Origin of the sequence: Aureispira sp. CCB-E (genome assembly GCF_031326345.1) — a bacterium.
Lineage (GTDB): Bacteria > Bacteroidota > Bacteroidia > Chitinophagales > Saprospiraceae > Aureispira.
The window spans coordinates 2,299,102-2,323,358 of sequence record NZ_CP133671.1 but is presented as its reverse complement, the minus strand read 5'-3'; the positions used below and the strand labels follow the sequence as shown (position 1 = coordinate 2,323,358).

Sequence of the window (24,257 nt, the reverse complement as noted above, 5' to 3'; positions counted from 1 at the left end):
TACAATAAGTTTAGTAGTTAGTTCGTAGATTAGCTTCGCTGCTACTGCGTGGTACTTCGTGAGATCGCTATCGCTTAGTTGTTTACTTTTTAAAGTAAAAAAGCAAAGACTATGATCCTACTCAACATACTCTACGAAACAATAGTTATTGAGACGCCAAATTATTACTTAGATATACCTCCACTATGAAAAGAAATGTTCAAATCGTGCCCCCCGAAAATTTTGAAAATTTAAAACTCACTGAACGCAAGCGAAAAGCAGCAGGAATTCCTGCCCTGGTGGCTTCTTTACAACACCTAAACAAAGAAATGGGTGTTTGGGAAGGGATCAAACGCTTGAACAAAATGAATCAAAAAGGAGGCTTTGATTGCCCTGGATGTGCATGGCCTGACCCTGATGGCAAGCGTTCTTCATTGGGCGAATACTGCGAAAATGGTGTCAAAGCATTAGCAGAAGAGTCTACGACTCGAAAAGTTACGCCTGATTTCTTTGCTCAATATAGCGTTGAAACAATGAGCCAATGGTCTGATTACAAAATTGGCAAATCGGGACGAATTACAGAACCTATGTATTTGCCTGCCAATAGTTCTAACTACCAACCTATTTCTTGGGAAGATGCGTTCAAGTTAATTGCCAAACATTTAACACAACTTAATGATCCCAATGAAGCTGTTTTTTATACTTCGGGGCGCACCAGCAATGAAGCTGCCTTTATGTATCAACTATTGGCTCGCCAGTTAGGCACTAATAATCTTCCTGATTGTTCTAATATGTGTCATGAATCGAGTGGCAAAGGGCTTGGCGAAACTCTGGGAATTGGCAAGGGGTCGGTAACACTTGAAGATTTGCACCAAGCGGAGGTAATTGTCGTCATGGGACAAAATCCAGGAACCAATCATCCTCGTATGTTAACAGCACTAAGCCATTGCAAAAAAAATGGTGGCAAAGTAGTTAGTATCAATCCGATTCCTGAAGCAGGTTTAGAACGCTTTGTTAATCCTCAAAGCCCTGTAGAAGTTGTCAAAGGAGGAACCAAAATTACAGATCAATACCTCCAAGTTCGCATCAATGGAGATGTAGCTCTACTCAAAGCAGTTATGATACTCATGCTTGAAGCAGAAAAAAAGCAACCTGGTACTGTCTTTGACCTTCCTTTTATTCAAGAACATTGTGAAGGTTATGAGGCTTTAATTGCCGATTTAGAGCAAAGTGATTTTCAAGAAGCAGTGGAAGAAAGTGGTGTATCAGAAGCAGAAATTCGTGCTTTTGCACAATTGCTCATCGACAATAAAAAAATCATTATCTGTTGGGCAATGGGCATTACGCAACATGAAAATGGCGTGCAAAACATTCGTGAAATCGTCAATATTTTACTACTTAAAGGCGCTATTGGCAAAGAAGGGGCTGGCACTTGCCCCGTTCGTGGTCATAGCAATGTACAGGGCGATCGAACTGTTGGTATATGGGAGGCTCCACCCGAAACTTTTTTGGCAAATCTAGACCAAGAATTTAACATCAGAGCCCCTCGTCCGCACGGTTATGATGTCGTTCATAGTATCCATGCGATGAAAAAAGGGTTGGTTAAAGTTTTTGTAGCTATGGGAGGCAACTTTATTTCTGCGACGCCTGATAGTCAACTAACAGGAGAAGCGGTTCAAAACTGTGCTCTAACCGTTCAAATATCAACTAAACTCAATCGTTCGCACTTAGTGACAGGAAAAGAAGCACTTATATTGCCTTGCCTTTCTAGAGCTGAAAAAGACTTCCAATCTTCTGGTCGACAATTTGTTACGGTCGAAAATTCTATGGGAGTAGTACATCTTAGTGAAGGTAATTTTGAGCCCGCTTCTAAGCATTTAAAAAGTGAGCCTGCTATCGTCCAAGGAATCGCTGAAGCAACTTTTGGAAAAGACACCTCTATCAATTGGACTGCCATGGTTGATAATTATGATGTTATTCGAAACCATATAGAGGCTGTTGTCGCTGGTTTTGATAATTATAACGAACGAGTTCGAAAACCTGCTGGTTTTTACCTTCCGAATTGTGCTCGCAACCGTACCTTTAACACTACTTCTCAAAAAGCACAATTAACCATCAATCCTATCCCCAAACGAAAAGTGTCCGAAGGGCGTTTTATTATGATGACAATTCGCACACACGATCAATACAATACCACTATTTATGGTTTAGATGATCGTTATCGTGGTATTCTCAATGAACGCCGCATTGCATTGATGAACAAAAAAGATATGCAAAATCTTGGTTTAAAAGATAAAGACATTATTCACTTTAGAAGCTATTTTAAAGGAGAACAAAGGGCTGCCAATAACTTTAAAGTGGTAGGATATGATATTGCACAAGGATGCATTGGCACGTATTTTCCAGAAACTAATGCCTTGGTACACATTGATAATGTTGCAAAAAAAAGCAACACTCCTGCCTCTAAATTTATAGAAGTAGAAATTATCAAAGCAGATGTTTAAAGACTATTGTGACGCCACATCCTTTTAAAGGTTTCTATTACCGTTGAAGTACATTTTTTCAAAACGTAAGCCGTATATCATAATAGAAGATATACGGCTTATTCTTTACCTCTTCAATAGCTTATATTTTTTACACGTTTTGTTACTATTACTTACCTTTCTACAAAGCAACCAATCTACTTGATAACCTGCTCATTAAGCAATAATTACGTCATCAAAAGGTAACTTTACAGACAATTTGTATATAAATACACTTCCATACAAAATAAAATACCCCATTAATTTGTTTTAATAAAATATCCTTTTAAATTTATGACACTTATTTAAAATTTTATATCACAAAACAAAATAACCTTTTTAATTAATATCCCTTGTATCCTCTATTGTAATAATACATTGATGTAGTAATTGCTTTGAAATCCCCTATCCCCCCCTTTCTGAGCAATTGATAGTTTTTCCATGACTTAATACCCCATATTGATTCATTGTAGTAAACTGCCCTAAATTTTAAACTTACATCGGTAAGGATAGGAGTACTTAATTAAAAAATTGAGTTGCCAATTAATTTACACACACATAATAATTGCAATCATTTTTTTCAATTAAACTTCTTTTAAATGAACCAATTTTACACCAGCAACCTATTAAGGATTGCTTTTGTCCTGCTTTGCTATTCCCTAGCATCACCTAGTTATGCCTCTCATAATATGGGAGCCGATTTGTCCTATGTCTGCACAGGGGGCAATAACTATACTTTCACATTAGCATTTTATCGAGACTGTGCTGGAATTGCCGCTCCAACTACAGTAACGCTCAATTTAAATTCTGCCTCTGGTTGTGGCACTAGCCAATCTGTCTCAATGACTCAACAATCCGTTGCAGAAGCTTCTCCTCTTTGTCCTGCACAACTTCCTAATAGTACTTGTAATGGCGGAACTTTACAAGGAGTTGAAGTCTATACCTATACTGCTTCTGTCACTTTATCAGGACCTTGTACCGATTGGATTGCGTCTTTCTCCGATTGTTGTCGTAATAGTGCTATTACCAACTCTAGTACAGGTTCTATTTATGTCGAAACGTTAATTAATAATGTAGCAGCACCTTGTAATAATTCTCCAACTTTCTCAACGCCCCCTATCCCCTATATTTGTGCCAATCAACCTTTTGGCTACAATCACGGTACGATAGACCCCGATGGCGACTCATTGGTATTTTCATTAATTAATCCTAAAGAAAGTGCCACTTTAGACATCACCCACAATGCTGGATTTAGTGCAACTCAACCACTTTCTACCACAGGAACGTATGGTTTCGATCCCGCAACAGGGCAAATGAATTTTACGCCCGACGCAACACAAATTGGCGTTGTTGCTATTTTGGTTGAAGAATATAGAAATGGTGTTTTAATTGGTACAACTATGAGAGATATGGAAATTGTGGTTATTTCTTGTACCAACAATACCCCTGTTCCTGATCCTGTTAGTAATATTAGTGGAGGTGCTCTTAACAATAGCGCTTTTGAAACTTGTGTCGGCAACACACTATCATTTGATATTAGTTGCCCAGACCCTGACGCAACAGATGTTGTTACAATTGCCAATAACATCGCTGCTAATCTAACAGGAGCCATTGTTACTGTTGTTAATGGCAACCCTGCTACAATCAATGTTAGTTGGTTTGTTAATACTATTGCCAACCAAACCTTTACGATTAATTTTAATGATGGAGCTTGTCCTGTAGCTGGTCAACAAACCTTGGGCTTTATTATTAAGCCTGTAGGAGTTAGTTTTCCTGCTCAAGACACTGTTAAATGCCCAAATGAAACAACCAAACAATTACAAGCCTTAGCTGGCAGTGGCACTTATTCTTGGAGTCCCGCAGCAAACCTATCCGATCCGAATATAGCTAATCCTATCGCAACCATACCAACAACTCCTGCTACTTTTTCAGTTACTTACACAGATCCCTTAGGATGTACAGCCACCAATTCTCTAACGGTAACCGACCATGCTATGAATTTGGCTTTTACGCCAGATACCAGCCAATTACAATATTGTGCAGGAGATGCTCCTGTTAACTTAGTCGCTGCTTTAAATGGCGATGTTCCTATTCCCGTTGCAGCAGGGTACAATACAGGTACGACAGCTTTTGCTCCCATTGCTATCCCAGGCGGTACAACAGTATCTCTAGGCGATGATGCGCTAAGTGGTGCTCTTCCGATTGGGTTTTCTTTTAATTTTTGGGGTATCAACTATACCGACTTTTATATTAGCTCCAATGGCTTTATGACGTTTACGGCTGGCTCTCCCAATGGATGTTGTACTGGTCAAACTCTCCCTTCTACCACTGCTCCAAACAATTTAATTGCCTTTTCTTGGGATGATTTAGATCCAGGTAATGGCGGACAACCAACAGCCAATGTTATTCGTTATCAGACAGTAGGGGTTGCTCCAAATCGCACCTTAGTGATGGAGTTTTTTAATGTAGATCATTATCCTTCTGGTAATAATATCACTACTCAAGTGCACTTAATAGAAGCAACAGGTTGTATTGAAATCCACACAACAACACAACCAGATGGTTCTGGAGGACATACCATGGGTATAGAAGATGCAGGTGGTAATAATGCCGTTACGGTAGCGGGAAGAAATTCATCAGCTTGGACGGCAACAAATGAAGGAATTACTTTTTGTCCTATACCAGGTAGTTTTGTTTCTAACTATACCTATGCTTGGTCTCCTAGCTCTGGGCTTAGTTCGACCAACTCTGCCAATACTTCGGCGTCTCCACTTTTAACAACGACTTATACCTGTACTGCTGATGATGGTATTTGTGCCACACAACGCAACATTCGAATTGGTTGTATTCTACTGCCTGTTAAATGTGAAAATTTCACAGCCATGCAGCAGGAAAATGCCATCCAACTACAATGGACTACTTTAGGAGAAGAGGACAACCTTGGTTTCTCTATTGAACGAAGTACTGATGGGATCTTGTTTGAAGAAATTGCTTGGGTCGATGGTGCTGGTACGACAAATGTTTCTCAACATTATTCCTACAAAGATGTTCATGTCGCCAATGGGCTTGATTATTATTATAGGCTGAAACAGGTAGATATTTCTTATAGCCCTGAATTTATTTGTGATATCAGCCATGTGCAAATGAGTGGAAAATTTGTCAATGACATCCATCTACAACCCAATCCAACAAAAGGAAATACCTTACTTCGTTTCCACGCACAGCAGCCTAACAATGTTGAGTTAAAAATTACAGATGTGCTGGGACGTACGTTAATCAACATGGGTACTCATCAAGTTTTGCAAGGTCATAATACCATTGAAATTCCTTTGAATGAGTTTGCTTCAGGTATTTATTACATTGAACTGAAAAATGAAAAAGAAGGTTTTAGAACGTTAAAAAAAGCGATAAAACAATAAAACCACTTCATAAGTAATCGTTCAGAAAAAATTCTATAAACCACGAAGTAGCAGCGCAGCTAAACAACCTTATTTTTTACCTATAATTTTTTATGCCCACTTACTTAGTTTTTTTAAGCCAATTTGAAAATAGGATTATTTTCAAATTGGCTTTTTTTATCCCTTAATGGCTAATCTCCAATCATTTGCATAACAAGTAGCACGTTCTTCTCGACAAAAGCCCAATAAGGTCAGTCCAAATTGTTTGGCATATTCTACGGCCAGCGAAGATGGTGCAGAAACAGCAGCTAAAATAGGAATCTGGGCACAAAAAGCTTTGGAAACAATTTCATAAGAAATTCTACCACTCACCAACAAGTAACTAGCTTTTCCTAATGCTTCCTTCCAAATCAAATCTCCAATTACTTTGTCTACTGCATTATGTCTCCCAATATCTTCCATTAAACTTAGCATTTCTCCGTTCTTAGAAAAAGCTGCTGCGGCATGTGATCCACCAGAGCGCAAGAAATTATCTTGCTGAGTACGCATCAACTCAAAAGATTGGTACAACTTCTCTATATCTATGGTTACTTTTTTGGTCAGGCAATCTTTAAATGTAGATTGCTCATCCAAGTCTTGTCGTCCACAAATACCGCAAGAAGAAACAGATAGTAAATTTCTAGTGCTTTTTATTCCTGCTCCCAAAAGCGATTTATCTAGGCTCACATTGGCAATTCTGGTAATCGCATTTTTCTGTCGATAGTCGATGGTTAAAGCGGCATTGTCTCCTCTGTAAATATCTTCAGAAAACAATAAGCCGCGAACCAATGCTCGATCGTTGCCTGGCGTTCGCATGGTTACTGTAAATGGAAAATTGTTAATAGTAATTTGCAACGCTTCTTCGACTGTCAACACATCTTGTACAAGCTTTTGTTGCTTCTTTAAATACTTTTGTCCTTGATACTCTGATGTAGCCATATAGTAAGTCTATTTTTTTAGCTATATTTTTCTGCTCTCCTACTTATCAAAAACAAAGTTACGAATACTTTTTCCATTTGTGTATTTGACTCTCTAATGTTTCCGTATTTACAACATTTATATAGTAAATTCCATTGGGCAAATGTGCTATTTGAATAGACCGTTTATTGGTCTTGACAATCAATTCTCCCAAATGATTATAAACCTCAAAATGATACTTAGAATGGTCTTGCTCTAGTTCTATATTTAAATAATCTTTAGTTGGATTGGGATATATGAAACTTCCCGACCACGTTTTTACATTTTCCACTCCAAGTACTCCAATCGCAACTGTTTGTTCCATTGATTTTGCGCAGCCATTTTTGTACGTAGTCAACGTCACATTATAATTTCCTGTTCCTCCATACGTCACCATCGGATCGAAAACCGTTGATGTCGTCCCATCTCCAAAATCCCAAAAGGAACTATCTATATTTGTAGAAAGATTGGTAAAACTGATGGTATTTCCATTAGTGGTGTAATTAAAATCGATTGTTGGAGCAAAGGTATTGATTCTCCAATTTGATAAATAATTCAAAACCGTTGTATCTGCCAACTCTTGATAAAAATCTGCATCCGCAGCAGACAACGAAGTTACAACTGTAGACCCTCTAGATGGTTTTTGAAAAATAGTCGCATAAAAAACACAAGCAGCAATATAAGAACCTTTTGCATTAGGATGTATATCTCCGTAACTTCCCCACAACAGGCTATTCTGGTCTTGATTCCATGCGGTTCTAAATGCTTCTCCTACAGGTGCAAAAAATGTCTCTGTAGAATCAGACAAATAAGTTAAATTGTTTCGAATTGCGGTCATGGTATTGTTATAGGTAGCTAAATTACTTGCAGAATTGCCCCATACGCCATAAGATATTTCATAAAATAAAACCTTTGCACATGGATTGTATTTGTAAATAGAATCTTGTAATATTCGACCTCTACTCAATGTTTCGCTGATTGGATAGGAATAACCTGGTGATTCATTAGAACCGGGTTGCAAGACAACATAATCCCAATTTCCCTGTCTAAACTGTGCGAATACATTGGGATTCGAAACATGGTTAACAAACCCTGTCCCTCCTGGTGCATACACCGTAACGGCAGTTGTATCGCCATGAGAATTTGCAATAGCTTCAAAGGTTTGTGGCATATTATTAAAATAGGTAATGCTATTTCCAATAAATAAGACCCTTGTTGTGTCTTGTGCTTGCATATGAAGATTCATCGCAATAAAAAATAGAAAAAGTACAATTTGTTTCATTTTTTGATGTATTTAGAATTATAAAAAATGCTATATGCCATAATCTTGTAGCAACTCTAAAATCCAAAAATCAGATCGTATCTGCAAGAACATTTTTCCCTGTTTATCAGATATAAATACCCTCTTTAAAAAGAAAAAAGCCCATACATCCGAGGATATACAGACTTTTTTATAAGCAGATTGTTCGAAGTAATTCATGGTCATAAAATCACATATTCATTTCATGAATAATTTACTAGAAACACTACTCCCAATAATTTATTGCTTTACAAAACGTTGAGTTCTCATAATGCCATCTTCACTAACAACAGCCAAGAAATAAACGCCAGCAGTTAATTCTGCAACATCCAATACAACAGCAGTATCTGTTGATTGTTTTGTTAATACATTTTGTCCAACTTGGTTCAAAACAACTAAGGTTACAGCTTCTGCTTTTTCAAAATTTACAGCCAAAGTAGTTGTGGCAGGATTAGGACTTATAGAATACATCAATTCGTTCGATTTAGCTACTTGGAGAGTAGAACTCACCAAAATATCAGAAACAATCGCCAATGCTTCAGGAGAATATTCTACTTGGAACATTCCCACACTATCTCCATTCATATCATAAATTCTTCCTTTGTTTTGAAGCTGATCAGAATAATTGATATGACTCACACAGAAGGTATTGTTGAATGTATCCAACACAAAAGCAAAACTTCCTGCAATGTTAACCATGTTCGCAGCTATAACAGCATTATTAGCCAAATCATAGCTACCAATTCCACTATCATAAGGAAAATACCAAACACCAGCACCTTTTGTGAATGCTGTTGGTCCATATGCAGCTGGTTTCAAATCCAATCCATTAGCAGCTGGTTGTGTTGATTTTGCTAAAGTCACTGTGTTGTAACTAGAAATCGTGTTGCTTGCGCCATTGATCGCATAAATCATATCACCTTCTACCACCAATCGACCTATTTCTTCTCCTGTAGTTGATAATGTATCGTTGCGAACCAAAGTCATTGTCGTCAAATCTACTACAGCCAAATATCCTAATGTGTCTCCAAAACCAACTGTTTTATCGTTGTTTTGAGCGATATAAGCGTAATCTCCAATCACCACAAAATCATCTGCTGGTTTTGTTACTTGTGGGATACTATCAATCAACGATAAATCATTCGCATCATAAATCAAAAAATGACGATTGTAAGGTCCAGTAGCCCCCCAAGGTCCATACCAGTTTCCTACTAACAAATGGTTGTTGTGAAGTGCCAAACTTAAGGTACTCTCTCCACCAAAAGCGTTGGCAGCAACTCTGTTTTTTGTCATCCAATTGTACTTCACAATACTATCTTGCGCTGCTACATATACATATTGGCTATCAACGAGCACATCTTGAATAGAAGAGGTTCCAATGGTTCCCATATTGGTAGCTACTCCAGAATTTAGAGCTTCAATCGTTGTATTGGCATTTGTTACGCCATAAATACCACCATTGACAACAATAATAGATTCATTTTGAGCAAAAAGATTGCCCATTGTTCCGACCAATAGGAAGGTTAAAAGTGTAAATTTTACTAAGGCTTGCATAGCTTTAAAATTTAAATGAAAAAAAATTTTACTATGCTAACAGAATAGAAGCTAGTCCAAGTAGAACTAGCCCAATATAGGAAGGCTAAAAAGGCTCCTAGACTGGTTGCTTCAATCCACGAAAGCATTAACCAAAAGGATATAGGCAGGTCTCCTGACTTATAGCGTTTTTATATTCCTTCCCATTCTAAATTGAACAGTGGATTTTTTTTTTACAAAAACAAAATGCTATTTACAGTTGCGGGACAGTTCAAGATTTACACTCGATTCCCTTTTAATTTTCAGATACATAAAATGAAAAACCTACATCTCTAAAAGATGCCGCAAATGTAAAAAACCTTTTGATGATTTACACATCAAAAGGTTTTTTTTTGTAGTATTCTGAAATACATTTTTTTATTCTTAAACTAATCAAATAAAATTCTTGCCTTAGCCAAAGGGTTCCAAGTATTGTCTTCAACAATTGCCTCTGCTTCAATTCTGTAGTCAGATTGAACGCCCTTCATAGATTTCATCATATTAACGACTCCTCTCAACAAAGGTCCTTTGCCTGCCCGCTTATCCATCGCTGATTCTACAGGGTCAAATTCCAATTTAAAGAACAACATATGTGGGTTGCCATCGCTGACCTCTATTGGTTTGTTATACTCCCAAGTCCCCAGTAAGAATTCATCTATACGTTTGTCTTCTCCTCTTCCTCGAGTATAAACTTCTATAAACTTTAGTTTAATTGCCAAAACTCTTTCGGGACGCTTGGAGTAAATTTCTATTTCTCCGTTAATTGTTTTAACATTTCTAGGATAAGAAGGTAATACATGCAGTCTTATCTTTGTTCCCTCTATTCCAAACCATTTCTTAACTCTTCCAAACATATATTTAGGCTATTTTTGTTGGGGCTTTCTGTCCAATTAAAGTAATAATATAAGTAACCGATTATACAATAGTAACACGAATCCACACAAAGTTGTTCCCCAGTAAAAAAAAAGGTGCTATTTAATATTAATACTCCGTTGATTTTTTAGTTTTCCTACGAACCCGTAGGCTCACGAAGTAAAAACGTAAAAAAGCATCTTGGATTAGCTTGATTATCCGTCTTTTAACACAAAAGTTAACAAAAGCACATCTTACTGATAATCAAAATTTTAACACAAAACGCAATAAAAATACAACTTGCTGATTATCAACTGCGCAGCACTCACGAAGTAAACTAATAAAGTTTTTCAACGACCACGTAGTAGCAGCGCAGCTAACTATTGTTAATAACAAAGTCATGTTAAAATAGAAGGTTGCCAAACTAGTCCTTGATAACAAAAACCAAAGCAAGGTCCTTTTCTTCGAATAAAAATAGGAATCTTGCTTATTAGCAGCAAAATTCCTGTTCAATACTAGTCGTTACTCAACAATAACGCATTTATGTATTTATTATCGTTGTATGACAAATTTCTGTTGCAAAAAACCTCTGTCTGTTGCCACAACTACTAAATACATTCCATTCGTTAAATTAGCAGCAGGGATCTGAACCAAATTATCCCCTTTAGCAATTGTTTCTTTAGCTAAAGTAACCATAACTCTTCCATCCATTCCATAGATTTGGATAGACCCAACAACTTCCTCTGCGGTATAAATAGATAAAGCTACGTCGTTCGATGTAATTGGATTATTGCTTACTTTTAGCGTCATCTGTTTCTCTATTGACAAATCTTTGATACTTGTAGCGGCAGTTGCTTCAAATTTATTATAACTTGCAAAACCAGCACAAGTTGAATATTGGTTAATTGCTTTCACGCGCCAAGCGTACCGCTCTCCTACTGTCAAGCCTGTTGTTGATAAGTCATAATGGCTATTCCCTGTTGTAATAATTCCTTTAAATTTAACATCGTTGGTATTCGGAAGCCAAATTCCAGGAAACTGCGTGCCATATACTTCCAAATAGTACCAAGTTGCCCCCGTAACATTATCCCAATCCAAGCGAACCGTTGAGTTCGCAATAGAAGCGGGAGTATTATTAGCTGGGGATACAAGTGTCGGTACTCCTGTTACAGTAGTTGTATTAGGAGGCGTATTGGTTACCCATGTTCTATTAGCTACAGACATGGCAATCGCCCCTTTCTGCTCTATAGAAAAGTTATTTTGACAATTATCATTATAATAAGACATATAATTACTTTCGTCTGGATTTAAGGTAACTCCTGTAGGGTCTAATGTTGAAGGGGTAAAATTGCAACTTTGAATGAGTGCCGTAGAGTGGTAATCGGCTTCTGTATCACAAAAACCATCGGCTGCTGTTGCGCAATTTCCTCCAGCTCCTCTAGCTACCTTTTCTACCAATGCTCCTGTCAATGGCACATGAGTTGGTGCATTAACACCATTATAATCTATCTCTGCATCAGTTCCTTCCCAACCGTTAAAAGTATGTGGTAAAGTAAAGAAATGCCCTATTTCGTGTGCTTCTGTTTTCGCCGCAGAAGATACCATTGGCTCTTGCAAAAAGACATAATCATAATTGGGTTCATAATAACTCGTATATCCTGTTGCTGGATAAAAGGTAGACCGTCCAATATAAATATTCAAGGTATTCGCTACCTTATTTTGGAACATCGCTAGCTTTGCTTGAAAGGTATTGGAATTGGCATCAATAAAGTCATTGGTCAAATTATTAATCTGACCATGAATAAAAAACTGTATGTCTTGATCCGCATAAATGGCATTTAAACCACATAAAAAGCCTAGTATACGATCTTCCGAAATGGCTCCTTCCCCACTAGTATTCCGTACATTATGAATTGTTATAGGAATATATGTGATGGCTCTTGAAGTCATCAAGCTATTTATTTGCTGCTTGGTAAACAACTGGCGATTGGCTAACATACGTTGCTTAATAATTGCTGCTGCTGCTGCATCTACTCCACAATTAAACTGTTGCGCTTGTAGAGATACTATACTTAATAAAGTAAGCATCCAAAGTGAGATTGTTTTTTTCATACTGTTATTATTTACATTAATTCGCTTAAACCACGCCGTAACAGCGCGACTAAATTGTATTAGATTAATAAATACTAATACTCCGTTGATTTTTTAGTTTTCCTACGAAAAACGTAAAAAAGCATCTTGCATTAGTTTGATTATCAGTCTTTTAGCGCAAAGACTGATAAAAGTATATCTCATTGATAATCAAACTAATACGATTTTTCAACGGAGTAATGAAATACAAGACATGGAGTTATTATCCTTCCTAGTATTTGAGTGCGGAAGAAATTTGTCCTTCTTTAAAATAAGTGAATTGGTATGAATAATTGTGAAGTGAAGTAGTGGTTATTACTTAAAAGTAAGTTTTTCTAACGAAAAAAGGAAAGACCTCTCTTGAAATCTTTCCTCTTTTTATCAAAATAATTGACTATTAATTATCGTTGTATGATAATTTTTTGTTGCAATTGTCCTCTTTCAGTAATTAAAACAGCAACATATAGTCCATTTTCCAAACCATCAGCAGGCAATTGAATAATGCTAGAACCTTTGCTAATATCTTGTTTGTTCCAAGTCAAGGCTTCTCTACCATCGACGCTATAGATTTTGATAGACCCAACAACATCTTCCGCTGAATAAATTGACAAAGCAATAGACGAAGTTGTAATTGGATTGGAGTTAACTGTAAATGACATTTGCTTCCCAATTGGCAAATCCTTGATAGAGGTGGTTACTCCTGTTGTTGCTTCAAAGTCAGCATATGCAGACATAGGTCCACAAGTAGAAAGAGAATTAAACCCTTTTACACGCCAAGCATAACGACTTCCTGCTGTCAAATTAGTTGTTGGCAAATTCAACTGTGGTGTGGCAGAATTAACAATCCCTTTGTATATAGGATCATTTGTATTAGGCAACCAAAGACCAGGAAATTGTGTTCCATATACTTCTACATAATACATTGTTGCTCCTGGCACAGGATTCCATTCTAACAATACTGTTGGGTCATTGATATCCCCTAATTGCGCTCCATCCAAAGGAGACACAGGAGTTGTCGATGTCGTTACATCGGTAGTTGTTGGTGGCGTATTTGTTACCCATGTACGAGCAGCTATATCCATTGCAATAGCAGCTTCTTGTTCTGCTGAAAAAGTATTCACACAAGCATCATAAGCATAAGACATAATATTGCTTTCATCTGGATTCAATGGAACTGTATCACAATCATTGAATGCTGGGAAAGGGCAATTTAACCGATCTGAAAAATAATCTGCTGGCGTATCACAAAAGCCATCTCCTGCCGTTTGACAATTGGCTCTTGGTCCTGTACGAGCTACACGTTCAGGAGCAAAAGAATAAAAACCACTTGGATTAACAGTACAAGATGGTAGTGTTCCAGAAGGATATATACTTGTAACCGTACTATTTTCCCAACCATAGAAAGTGTGTGGTAAAGTAAAGAAATGTCCAATTTCATGCGCCTCTGTTTTGGCAGCACTAGTCAACATTTGTTGTAACAAAAAGACAAAATCACCTTGTGTATCATACCAACTTGCTCTAGGATTATTGATAGACGCACCTATAATTAAGTTTAAGGTATTCGGAACTCTATAACTCAACATTTGAAAACGAGAAGTAGAGGTTCCTGCATTGTTATAAATATTATTACTTATTCTATTGCGAATAGGTCCATGCATAAAAAATTGGACATTTTGGCTTGCATAGATGGCATTCAAACCACATAAAAAAGCTAAAATAGTTTGCTCACTAGTTTTACCCAGACCACTTGAATTCCCCGCTACATTATGTATGGTTACTGGAATATAAGTCGTTGTGCGTTTAGTAACTAAATCTTCGACCTCTTGTCTAGTAAACAACTGACGGTTGGCCATTAAACGCTGCTTGATCAAAGCGGCTGATTGTTCGCTGATACCACATTTAAAACCATCATTAGAAGAAGTGCTGGGGGATTGGGCATTCATTAAAAATGGAATAAACAGGGTAACAAACAGTGCTAATTTTTTCAAGTTCATATTTGACTTTGTTTTGTTGAATAGTAAAGTGCTTTTTTTTGCAAGTAAACACTTAGTTGTAATTATTTTTGTACGCTCAAAATTAAAGATTATAACCAGTTCATCCTCATAATGTTTCTTTTTTTTTTTCAAAACGTGTTATAAATTGGTAAAAAAACAAAAAAGACCAAAGAAAAGTATTCTCTAGAGATGAGGATTAAATTATTCTTTTTGTTGATACTCTTGATAAAACAAACGATAAGCTTCCAAAGCATCTACATTCATCCAATCTACCCCTTCATCCAATAATAGTTTCCAGACAACAGGCTTATTGGGCATTCCCCAAAAACGAACTTTTCGATTATCGGCATGTGCTGTTGCTACAATCTTTCGCAAACGCGTCAATTCTTTGTGGGGCATCTCCCCTTTTCCTCGCCAAGAAAACACACTGGCATAACGCCCACTGACACGAGGGGCAATGGCTGCCGTTCGGATAGAATCGTTAATATCCTCTAACCCTCCATCAATCAACATATATCGTACCGAGTCCCTTAAGACCTGCTCATAGGGTTTATTTCCTGACAATAATATGTCTAAAACTCCATAGGAAACAGAATCTTTGTCGGGATAGTAATGGGTTATCAAATGTTTGTATCGCATACATAATGTTCTTAATAAGGCATAACTTTTGGAAGATGATCGTTTTATATCAATCATAAATATTAACCGTTGTGTACTATCCTCAAACAATTTTCCTTTTTTTGACAACCACTCCTCCAATGGCTTAAAATACAATGCTTCTAATTCAGGAGCTACATTTAAGAAAAAATCTATGTGTGCTACTTTTAGTTGATTTTTATAAGGGAATACATCTATTTCTAAACTTACAAACCCTTTTGACAGTGCCGTTTTAAAAGCAGGCCATTTTTTTTCATAATCATTGTGCGCATGGCCATTTGGAAGTGCTTTTGCTACCTGCCCCACCCCTGTCAAAGCTAAAGCAGAAAAAAGTATTAAAAGTATTTTTTGCAACATCCCGTTTTTGTTCTATTTTGATAAAAGTGTATTGATACTAAGTTATAAGTAGTAATTAACGATGCTGCTACGATCTAGTTTCAACAAACTATTGATACAAAATTCTCTATAAAATATGTAAACTAAAGGCTATGAAAGCTTTATCTTTTTTAGGTTTGGGAGCAGTCATCATACTATTTGCCACAACATGGTGTTTAAGCTATCAAGACTGTTATAATTGGGGGTGTGAATGCAGTTATTCTATTTTAAATCACGACGCTTATATCGTCATCAGTTTGGGCTTCTCAATCTTCTTCTTATTGTTTTGCACCTTATTTTTATTTAAGTTTTCTGAGCTTTCTAGTATTCAAAAAACAACGTCCAATGATAAATTGTTAGACAGTACTTTGGTCGATACCAATTACACGGTTTACCAACTGCCATCTGTTAGACTTTTCTCAAAAATAGGCTTTGCTTTGAGTCTTGGTTTATTTTTATTGGCCTATGCTACTCTGAAAATACAATGTCTCCCTGATGCAGACTGCAATCTATCCAATTGTACAGACGATGCTTATTATGGTGTTGACACCTACCTACTAGGTTACGGCATTAGTGGCATGTATTTTACAATGTTTTCATTTATAGCCCTACTCAAAGCTTATCCATCCAAGTATGTTTAACATAAGATAATTACTTTGTGAGTGCTGCTCAGTTAACAACCAATAGATCATTGGTGATTTCTGCGGATCGTGAAAGCACAAACTTAGCACAGAAAACACGAAGCGATATAATTTCTAAAAATGCCCTCTTAAAGTTACAATAACATTCATACCAGGCGCAGAAACACCAGAACCATAAGGACGATAATGCCAGTCTAACAAATTTTCTAGCCCCAAATTGATCGAGAAGAATTTGTGCAAACGGAAACTTGCATAAATATTTACGGTAAACCAAGCAGGTGTTCCTTCTGGCAATGCTTTATCCAAGTTTTCAGAACTATCATTAGAATAATCTTTTAGTTCCTTAGCTCCATTAAATCGAATGTTGAAACGCGTCTGGAATATTTTGCGCTTGTAGCCCAACTCAAATTGCCCATACAAAGGTGGTATATGTGCTAAAGGTTGAGGCTCTATCCCCGTTTCTAATTCTCTTCCTTCTGTATAATTTACGCCCATTTTCATAAAAATATTCTCCGTAAACTCTACTTTCAAATTAGCACTAAGTCCCCATATGGTTGCTTGCCCTGCATTAATATTAGAATAAATACTTCTAAAAGAGCCATCATAATACATAGAATCTACACCATTCAAACTATAAGGTTCTTGCAAAATAGCATCAAAAATATGCGTATAAAAAAACGTTGCCCCTAACCAAGCTTTCTGTTTAAACTGCTTGCCAAGTGTTGCCTCAAAGTTCAGTGCTTGCTCTGGTTTTATGGATGGATTAGGAATGGTTATATTATCTCCTTTCGCTCGAATTTTTCCATTATCATCAATATTAGGAGTTCTAAAAGAGGAAGAAAATGCAGTATTAAACTGAAATTGCTTTCCCATATCCCAAGCCAAAGCCAAACTCCCTGTCACGGCATGGTTCGAAGCAACAATGGTGCTATAAGGCAAACTATACAAAACGGTATCTAAAAAATTAGCCGAAGTATAAGAAAACACATACCTTACCCCTCCTATAACATTGGCTTTTTCTCCTAGTTTTAACTTATAACTTGCATAAAGCCCTGCTGTTGTCATAAAACTTCCTCCATCTGGATAACGAGTTCCTATACCTCTATTAGACAATTCTCCCGTCAAAATATTTTGTGTTTTAATTCTAGACTGAACAATATTATGCGTTGCTTCTACACCATACAATAGTTTAGATTTGGGCTTATTTTTTTTGCCAATTTTTTTGATAAAATCTGCATTTAACGTCAAAACATGAACATCCTCTTGTTGTATCCTTCTCAATGGATCATCAAATTTTCTAGTGATTCTATCTTCGTCAATTTTCTGGTACGCTGCTGTAATATTCGCTTGGCTAAACAAAGCAATATTGTCGTTGTCAATCTTGGCTGTTAATGCTCCAAACAAACGCTGTTGAGGACCATAAAACCATTCTGAATATTTAAATGTTTGTTCTGTAATTTGACCATTGGCAATTGTCACATCTCCTTCTGTCAATTGGTCATAACGAGGAATATTACTACTGGTAGAATACTGCAAATTGAACAAAAACTCTAGTCCTTGCTTGGGTTTAAAACGAATTTTTTGAATAGCGTCTAATTGCGAATAGCGAGTTCCAACCTGTACATTAGGATTCTCATTGACTTCCACAATATCTGCACTGTCGTTTCTAGTTGCATAAAAATAGCGGTTCCAGTTCAGTGTCATATTAGGGCTACTCTTCAAACGTCCTGCTCGTAAATCTTGGAAAGCAGAATACGTCACACTAGTATAAGAAGCTATTTTTTCGCTGCCCACATTTACATCGGCGTGTACCGTTGCTTCATAATTAGCTGTGGAAAAACGAGTATACACATTGGCATCCATTGGCTTTAAATCCTTAGAACGCAAACGGGGCGTTTTGGTATAAAAATGCATTACCCCACCCAAGGCATCACTTCCATACATCACAGAGCCAGGACCATGATGCACTTCTACTCGCTCAATTGCTGCATTATCTATTGTAATTGCATTTTGCAAGTGACCACTTCTATAAATAGCATTATTCATTCTCACCCCATCAATTACCAATAAAACTTTGTTTGCTTCAAAGCCTCTAATAATTGGGCTTCCTCCTCCCATTTGGCTTTTTTGTACAAATACATCCCCACTTTGCGCTAGAGCGTCGGCAGAAGTTTGCGGATTGTACAATTCTATATCTTTACGGTCAATTACAGTCACTTTATTCGGAATTTCAGAAAGCGGAATTTTCTCATTCGTTGTCCCTTTCCCGATTACCTGAATCATAGTCAGATACCCTGATTCAAGAACAACCTCCAAATTATTTGCACGAATATCGTGAATACTCAAAGTAGTTTCTCGATGTTGTATGCTGGCAATATGAACACGATTATCATACCCTATATCTCTAAAAATTGCCTTCCCATCAATGTCTGTTAATTGTTGGCTTGCAGAGTCAATTTCATAGACATTATCAATCTTATCAACAATAAAAACAGAGGCATTAATAACAGGAAATCCATCTTCATCAATCACACGAATGGTATCTGTATATTGGGCTTTAAGAGATGTTTGTAGAACAAAAAGTGTAAAAAAGAACGTAAAAAATTTCAGCATAATAGTTTTAATAACGTTTGATTACTCAATTTCTGCAAAGTGTTATTGAATATTTAATTGGGGGAATGATGAACAAAGAGCCATACTCATTAAAATAGTAAGTAATCTAGTGCTGTAACAACCACAGTTTTCACACCATGAACATTTGATCTAATTTATTAATTGTAGTTAACTACATTGTTATGACATTGATTGTTGATTATTTTAGGAGATCGCTATCGCTTAGTTGTTTACTTTTTACTCAAAAGATAAAAAAGTACATTCATATTAGCTGCGCTGCTACTGCGTGGTTTCAACAAACTACTAAAGGACACTATTTTTTTTTGTTATTTGAGTTTTTTGTACAGATTTTATTAAGATTTTTTTTTGTAATAAAGGCTATTTTATTTGAGGTAATTGAATTCGAAAAGTCGTTCCTTTTCCTTCGGTAGATTTCAGCACAAAAATTTTACCATTATGGTATTTCTCAACAATTCTTTTGCATAAAGACAACCCTAAGCCCCAGCCTCGCTTTTTGGTAGAATAGCCTGGCTGAAAAACTGATTTAAAGCTGCGTTTGGGAATTCCTTTTCCTGTATCTGAAATATCAATGTGTACAAAATATTCGCCATCAATTACCCTTGCTTCTATTTGACCTTTGCCTTCCAAAGCATCTAAGGCATTTTTTAATAAGTTTTCTACCACCCAATCAAATAGCAAAGGATTAATATTAACCATTAAAGCGGCGTGCTTGGTCGGATCAGGAAAATCAAAGGTGATTTTTCTAGAAGCTCGCTGCTGGACATATTGAAGATGTTTGTTCAAATTATCATAAACATTGATAGGTTCTAGCTTAGGGACGGCACCAATCTTGGAAAAACGATCAGCAACCAGTTTTAACAACTCGACATCTGTATTCATTTCTTCAGCGATCATCAATAGGTCTTCATCATCTGGATACATCATATTAATATTCTGAATCCACCCCATTAAAGAAGTTAGAGGCGTTCCCAATTGATGAGCGGTCTCTTTTGCCATACCAACCCATACCCGCTCTTGTTCGGCTTGTCGATTGAAACTAAAGGTAAAATAAGAAAGCATTAACAACACTCCCAACAAAGCAAATTGAAAATAAGGAAACCATTCTAGACTGGTAATTAAAGTAGATTGCCTATAAAACAAATAGTTTTTGATCACGTCATCTTCTATAACCAAAGGTTTTTGATGCTTTTTTAAGTAAGCAATCTCCTTATTAAAATAAGCCGTATCTTTTATTGCATCTTTGTCCTCATAATTCATCACATCCATAATTCTGTAATGCTCATCGGTCAGAATAATCGGAATATCAGAATTCCTTTCCATAATGCTAAAATATAACTCAAAGTTACAAAACTCAACTTCTTCAGGTGTTGCATTAAACATAGCCTTTTGAGCATCAAACCACAATTTCACACGCTTTTCTTCATCCAATTTCAGTTGATACACAACCGTATTGGTATACAAAATAGAAGTGGCGACCACTATTAAAGCTATAATGATTAAGGCAAATCGCCATCTAGTACGTTCGTATAGTTTAGGTTTCTTCATTGATTGTATATAAAAAATGAATGATGGATAAGTGGACCATATTTTATTATACCCCTAAATTTAATACACACAACGCCCACTAATTCAGACAAAGGTAAGATTATTATCGACTAGGAAAAAATTAAAGTGGAACTATGCCTACGAATAAAAGGTTGATAGGGAAAGTACAATTCTTACAATCGTTTGAATAACTTTGTTTTTTACTTATCTTTGCACTCTCAAATGAAAGATGATATTTTATAATAAAATAAACGGTTAGAACGCATTACTTAAAATGAAATCAAACAATTCTACGTTTACAGGTATTATGTTATTGGTACTCTTATGGTTAACATACAGTATCTTAACAGGTCCTACCAAAGAAGAAATCGAACAGCAGCAACAAGAGCAAGCAGAAGCGATTCGCCAACAAGAATACTTAGACAGTTTAACAAAGGCTGAACAGCAACAAGCAGAGCTAAAAGTTCAACAAATTCAAAAAGACACCACACTAACAGATGAACAAAAAGATAGTGTGCAGCAACAATTACAAAAAGATTTGCTCGGTAACCAATATGGTATTTTCACCTCAGCAGCAATCGGTTCTGAAGAACAAGCTACCTTGGAAAACGAAAAGTTAAAAATCACTTTTAATACCAAAGGTGGTTCTATTGCCAAAGTGGAGGTAAAAGGCTTTTTGCAGTACGACCACACTACCGAAGATCCTTACGACAAGGAGCCTCTTGTCTTGATGGACAACCCCAACAATAGATTTTCTTACTACATTCCTTTAACTGGCGCATCTAAAGGAGATATTTCGACAGGAGACTTGTATTTTGAGCCTATTTTGGAAGGCAATACACTGAAAATGCGCGCCTATGCCGACGACAAGAGCCAATACATTGAGCAAAAATATACCATTAATGATAATTATGTGTTGGATTATCAATTAAACTTGGAAGGCATCAATACCTCAATGCCTCGTAATAAAAATATTGTGTTAGATTGGTACACTTATGTTCGTAAGATTGAAAAAAATCCGCATTACGAAAAGACCATGACAACAGTTTATTACAAAAATAAAGAAGATGGCTTTGATTATTGCGACTGTAGAACTACCAACGAAGAGCAATTAGATGCTCCTGTACAATGGGTTTCTCAATCTCAACAGTTCTTTAATGCTAGTTTGTTTGCACAAGAAGGAACAACCTTCAAATCTGCCAATGTGGGTGCTTATGTAGTAGACGATAAAGAAGAATTTCTTAAAATCTTAGATTCAAAAATTGAGATTGCTACTAGAGATCAAAAATCTGCGGCTTATGACATGCAATTTTATATTGGTCCTAACGATTACAATGAGTTGGTGACGATGGGCAATGAATTTGAGCGAATCATACCTTTTGGATGGAGTATTTTTGGCTTTATTAGCCGCTCTGTTATTCGCCCATTATTCAATTTCTTTGCCTTGTTCATTTCCAATTATGGCATTATTATTCTATTGTTAACACTTTTAATTCGTCTAGCATTGTTCCCTCTACAATATAAGATGATTTTAAATGGGGTTAAAATGGGGGTTATGAAACCTGAAATGGAAGCCATGCGCGCTAAGTACAAAGATGACCCAGCAGGAATGCAAGCGGCTCAAATGAAAATGTACCAAGAATATGGCTTAAATCCTCTAGGTGGTTGTTTGCCAATGTTATTGACCATGCCTATTTGGATTGCTTTGTATCGTTTCTTCCCTTCTTCTATTTCTTTCCGTCAAGAAAGTTTCTTATGGGCAGATGATTTGGTTAGTTACGACTCTATTCTGGATTTTGGATACATTCCATTTATATATGACATTTATGGCGATCATGTTAGTTTATTTACCTTATTGTGGATGCTTTCTATGTTTGCATTTTTGTGGTACAATAGCAAACAAATGGATATGTCCGCAGCAGCAGGTGGCGGTGCGAATATGAAAATGATGAAATACATGCAATTTGCCTTCCCTGTTTTATTCTTCTTTGCATTGAATAGCTGGGCAGCAGGTTTGACCGCTTATATGTTATTCAGTAACTTATTAAACATTGCACAAACCTTTATTACCAAAAATGTTTTGATTAATAAAGATAAGCTTAGAGAAGAGTTGCTAGAGAAAAAACGCAACTATAAAGAACAACCTGGTGGCAAAAAAGGCTTCATGGCGAAGTATCAGGAGTTGTTAGCAGAACAACAAAAAGAAATGGAACGCCAAAAGAAAAAAGGCAAGAAATAAATAAATAAGTACTTTATAAAGAAGGCGAATTGCAGATTGCAATTCGCCTTTATTTTTATCGTTTATAACGATAAATGTATTAATTGTACAAATTATTACTTTAAGCCTTAATAGCGTTACGCTCCTCAATCATAGTGCGAACAAATGGAGGCAAAGCAAAAGCAGCATAATGTATTTCTGGTGTATAATATTGTAATTTTTGCTGCTCTGAGAAAATAGCTGCATCAGCCAAATTGAAGTTGGTGTACTCCAACTCTTTTCCTTTTTGTGCTACGGTAAAACTCCACATACCTGTCGGATAAGTAGAAATATACGCTAGATAACAAGCCATAGAGCTTCTTCCAAAAATGTCTCCAATACACTGATTCAAATCCAAGAAAGCTTCGGTATTAAACAAAGGACCTTCACTTTGTAAATTTAAAACACCTTCTGGTTTCAAGGCACGATAAACATCTTTGTAGAATGCAGGGCTAAACAACCCTTCTGCCGGCCCCTCTGGGTCACTACCATCAATTACAATTAAATCAAAACGAGCTTCATCGCATTCTTTCAAATATTGGATACCATCTTGAATACGCAAATCTAACTTAGGGTTGTCAAATTCACAAGACAACTGAGGCAAATGCAACTTAGAAGCTTCTACCACCTTCTCATCAATTTCAACCATGACAATTTCCTCTACACTCTCATGCTTAAACAACTCTCTAACAGTTCCTCCATCTCCGCCACCTATAACCAATACCCTCTTAGGATTGCCGTGAATAAAGGCAGGAACATGCGCAATCATTTCGTGATAAACAAATTCATCTTTCTCTGTCGCCATCACCATATCATCAATCAATAGCGTCTTGCCATAAGCATAACTTTCCAAAACACGAACACGTTGGTAAGGAGAAACTTCGTTGTACAACAAATTTCCAGTATGACGTAAAGAAAGGGCTATATTCTCATCCTTATCGGTAAACCATACATCCCTCTTAAACAAAGGATTTAATTCCTCTTCTGCTAACTCTCTATCTTTGCTCAAATAATCAACATTGATACGCTTCAACAGTTGCTTTTGCCCTCGATTAAGCTCCATAGAAGAACCATGATCGGCTTCAAAAGCTTTTTTTAGAAAATCATAGGCAATCCAAGGGTCAACTTCTTCCCCACAAGTAAAAATGTCTACGGCTGCGTACTGATATTCTGGCCAAGCATGAATGGCTAAATGGCTTTCCTGGATAACAACAACACCAGAAACACCATAAGGTGAAAAATGATGAAAGGTAGAGTTAATCACGGTCGCTTCAGCAGCTTTAGCCGCATCTACCATTGCTTTTTCTATTATAATAACGTCGTTCAAAATAGTTGAAGAACAACCAAAAAATTCGACTAAAATATGTCGTCCTAGTGCATTACTCATACTTTTATAAGAGCTTAA

Annotated in this window: 14 protein-coding genes and 1 riboswitch; of the genes, 4 read left to right on the top strand and 10 right to left on the bottom strand. The window is 36.6% G+C overall.

All coding sequences use genetic code 11. The annotated features are described in order from the left end of the window. Nucleotides 1-185 precede the first annotated feature (185 nt). Nucleotides 186-2,483: an FdhF/YdeP family oxidoreductase gene (locus QP953_RS08890; protein WP_309554689.1), complete on the top strand. Its 2,298-nt coding sequence runs from the start codon at nt 186-188 to the stop codon at nt 2,481-2,483. Between the two features lie 617 nt (nt 2,484-3,100). After that, complete coding sequence (locus tag QP953_RS08885) at nt 3,101-5,920, top strand: T9SS type A sorting domain-containing protein (RefSeq protein WP_309554688.1); 2,820 nt, start codon at nt 3,101-3,103, stop codon at nt 5,918-5,920. Between the two features lie 156 nt (nt 5,921-6,076). On the opposite strand, the gene fdhD is transcribed toward QP953_RS08885, so the two are convergent. From fdhD to QP953_RS08850, 7 genes are all read right to left on the bottom strand, one after another. Beyond that, nucleotides 6,077-6,877: a formate dehydrogenase accessory sulfurtransferase FdhD gene (gene fdhD / locus QP953_RS08880; protein ID WP_052598442.1), complete on the bottom strand. Its 801-nt coding sequence runs from the start codon at nt 6,875-6,877 to the stop codon at nt 6,077-6,079. A gap of 58 nt (nt 6,878-6,935) precedes the next feature. Continuing rightward, entirely contained in the window at nt 6,936-8,177 is a 1,242-nt protein-coding gene (locus tag QP953_RS08875) for a T9SS type A sorting domain-containing protein (RefSeq protein WP_309554687.1), read from the bottom strand. A gap of 258 nt (nt 8,178-8,435) precedes the next feature. Further along, entirely contained in the window at nt 8,436-9,749 is a 1,314-nt protein-coding gene (locus QP953_RS08870) for a T9SS type A sorting domain-containing protein (RefSeq protein ID WP_052598440.1), read from the bottom strand. Between the two features lie 126 nt (nt 9,750-9,875). Next, a riboswitch (cobalamin riboswitch) is annotated at nt 9,876-10,071 on the bottom strand. 85 nt (nt 10,072-10,156) lie between these two features. Continuing rightward, complete coding sequence (locus tag QP953_RS08865) at nt 10,157-10,621, bottom strand: hypothetical protein (protein WP_309554686.1); 465 nt, start codon at nt 10,619-10,621, stop codon at nt 10,157-10,159. 550 nt (nt 10,622-11,171) lie between these two features. Then, nucleotides 11,172-12,731, bottom strand: a complete 1,560-nt coding sequence (locus tag QP953_RS08860) for a T9SS type A sorting domain-containing protein (protein ID WP_309554685.1) — start codon at nt 12,729-12,731, stop codon at nt 11,172-11,174. A 419-nt stretch (nt 12,732-13,150) separates the two neighbouring features. Then, nucleotides 13,151-14,743 carry a zinc-dependent metalloprotease gene (locus QP953_RS08855; protein ID WP_309554684.1) on the bottom strand — a complete coding sequence of 531 codons (1,593 nt, stop codon included), beginning with the start codon at nt 14,741-14,743 and terminating at the stop codon, nt 13,151-13,153. A 201-nt stretch (nt 14,744-14,944) separates the two neighbouring features. Next, nucleotides 14,945-15,757: a hypothetical protein gene (locus tag QP953_RS08850; RefSeq protein ID WP_309554683.1), complete on the bottom strand. Its 813-nt coding sequence runs from the start codon at nt 15,755-15,757 to the stop codon at nt 14,945-14,947. Between the two features lie 131 nt (nt 15,758-15,888). On the opposite strand from QP953_RS08850, the gene QP953_RS08845 reads away from it, so the two are divergent. Next, nucleotides 15,889-16,416: a hypothetical protein gene (locus tag QP953_RS08845; RefSeq protein ID WP_052598434.1), complete on the top strand. Its 528-nt coding sequence runs from the start codon at nt 15,889-15,891 to the stop codon at nt 16,414-16,416. A gap of 114 nt (nt 16,417-16,530) precedes the next feature. Here QP953_RS08845 and QP953_RS08840 read toward each other — a convergent pair whose 3' ends face one another. After that, a complete protein-coding gene (locus QP953_RS08840) occupies nt 16,531-19,029 on the bottom strand; it encodes a TonB-dependent siderophore receptor (RefSeq protein WP_052598433.1) in 2,499 nt (832 codons plus the stop codon). A 378-nt stretch (nt 19,030-19,407) separates the two neighbouring features. Beyond that, nucleotides 19,408-20,595, bottom strand: a complete 1,188-nt coding sequence (locus QP953_RS08835; RefSeq protein WP_309554682.1) for a HAMP domain-containing sensor histidine kinase — start codon at nt 20,593-20,595, stop codon at nt 19,408-19,410. A gap of 274 nt (nt 20,596-20,869) precedes the next feature. Between QP953_RS08835 and yidC the strand changes: the two genes are divergently transcribed. After that, nucleotides 20,870-22,834 carry a membrane protein insertase YidC gene (gene yidC, locus QP953_RS08830; RefSeq protein WP_052598431.1) on the top strand — a complete coding sequence of 655 codons (1,965 nt, stop codon included), beginning with the start codon at nt 20,870-20,872 and terminating at the stop codon, nt 22,832-22,834. Between the two features lie 100 nt (nt 22,835-22,934). On the opposite strand, the gene speE is transcribed toward yidC, so the two are convergent. Then, complete coding sequence (speE, locus tag QP953_RS08825) at nt 22,935-24,239, bottom strand: polyamine aminopropyltransferase (protein WP_052598430.1); 1,305 nt, start codon at nt 24,237-24,239, stop codon at nt 22,935-22,937. Nucleotides 24,240-24,257 lie beyond the last annotated feature (18 nt).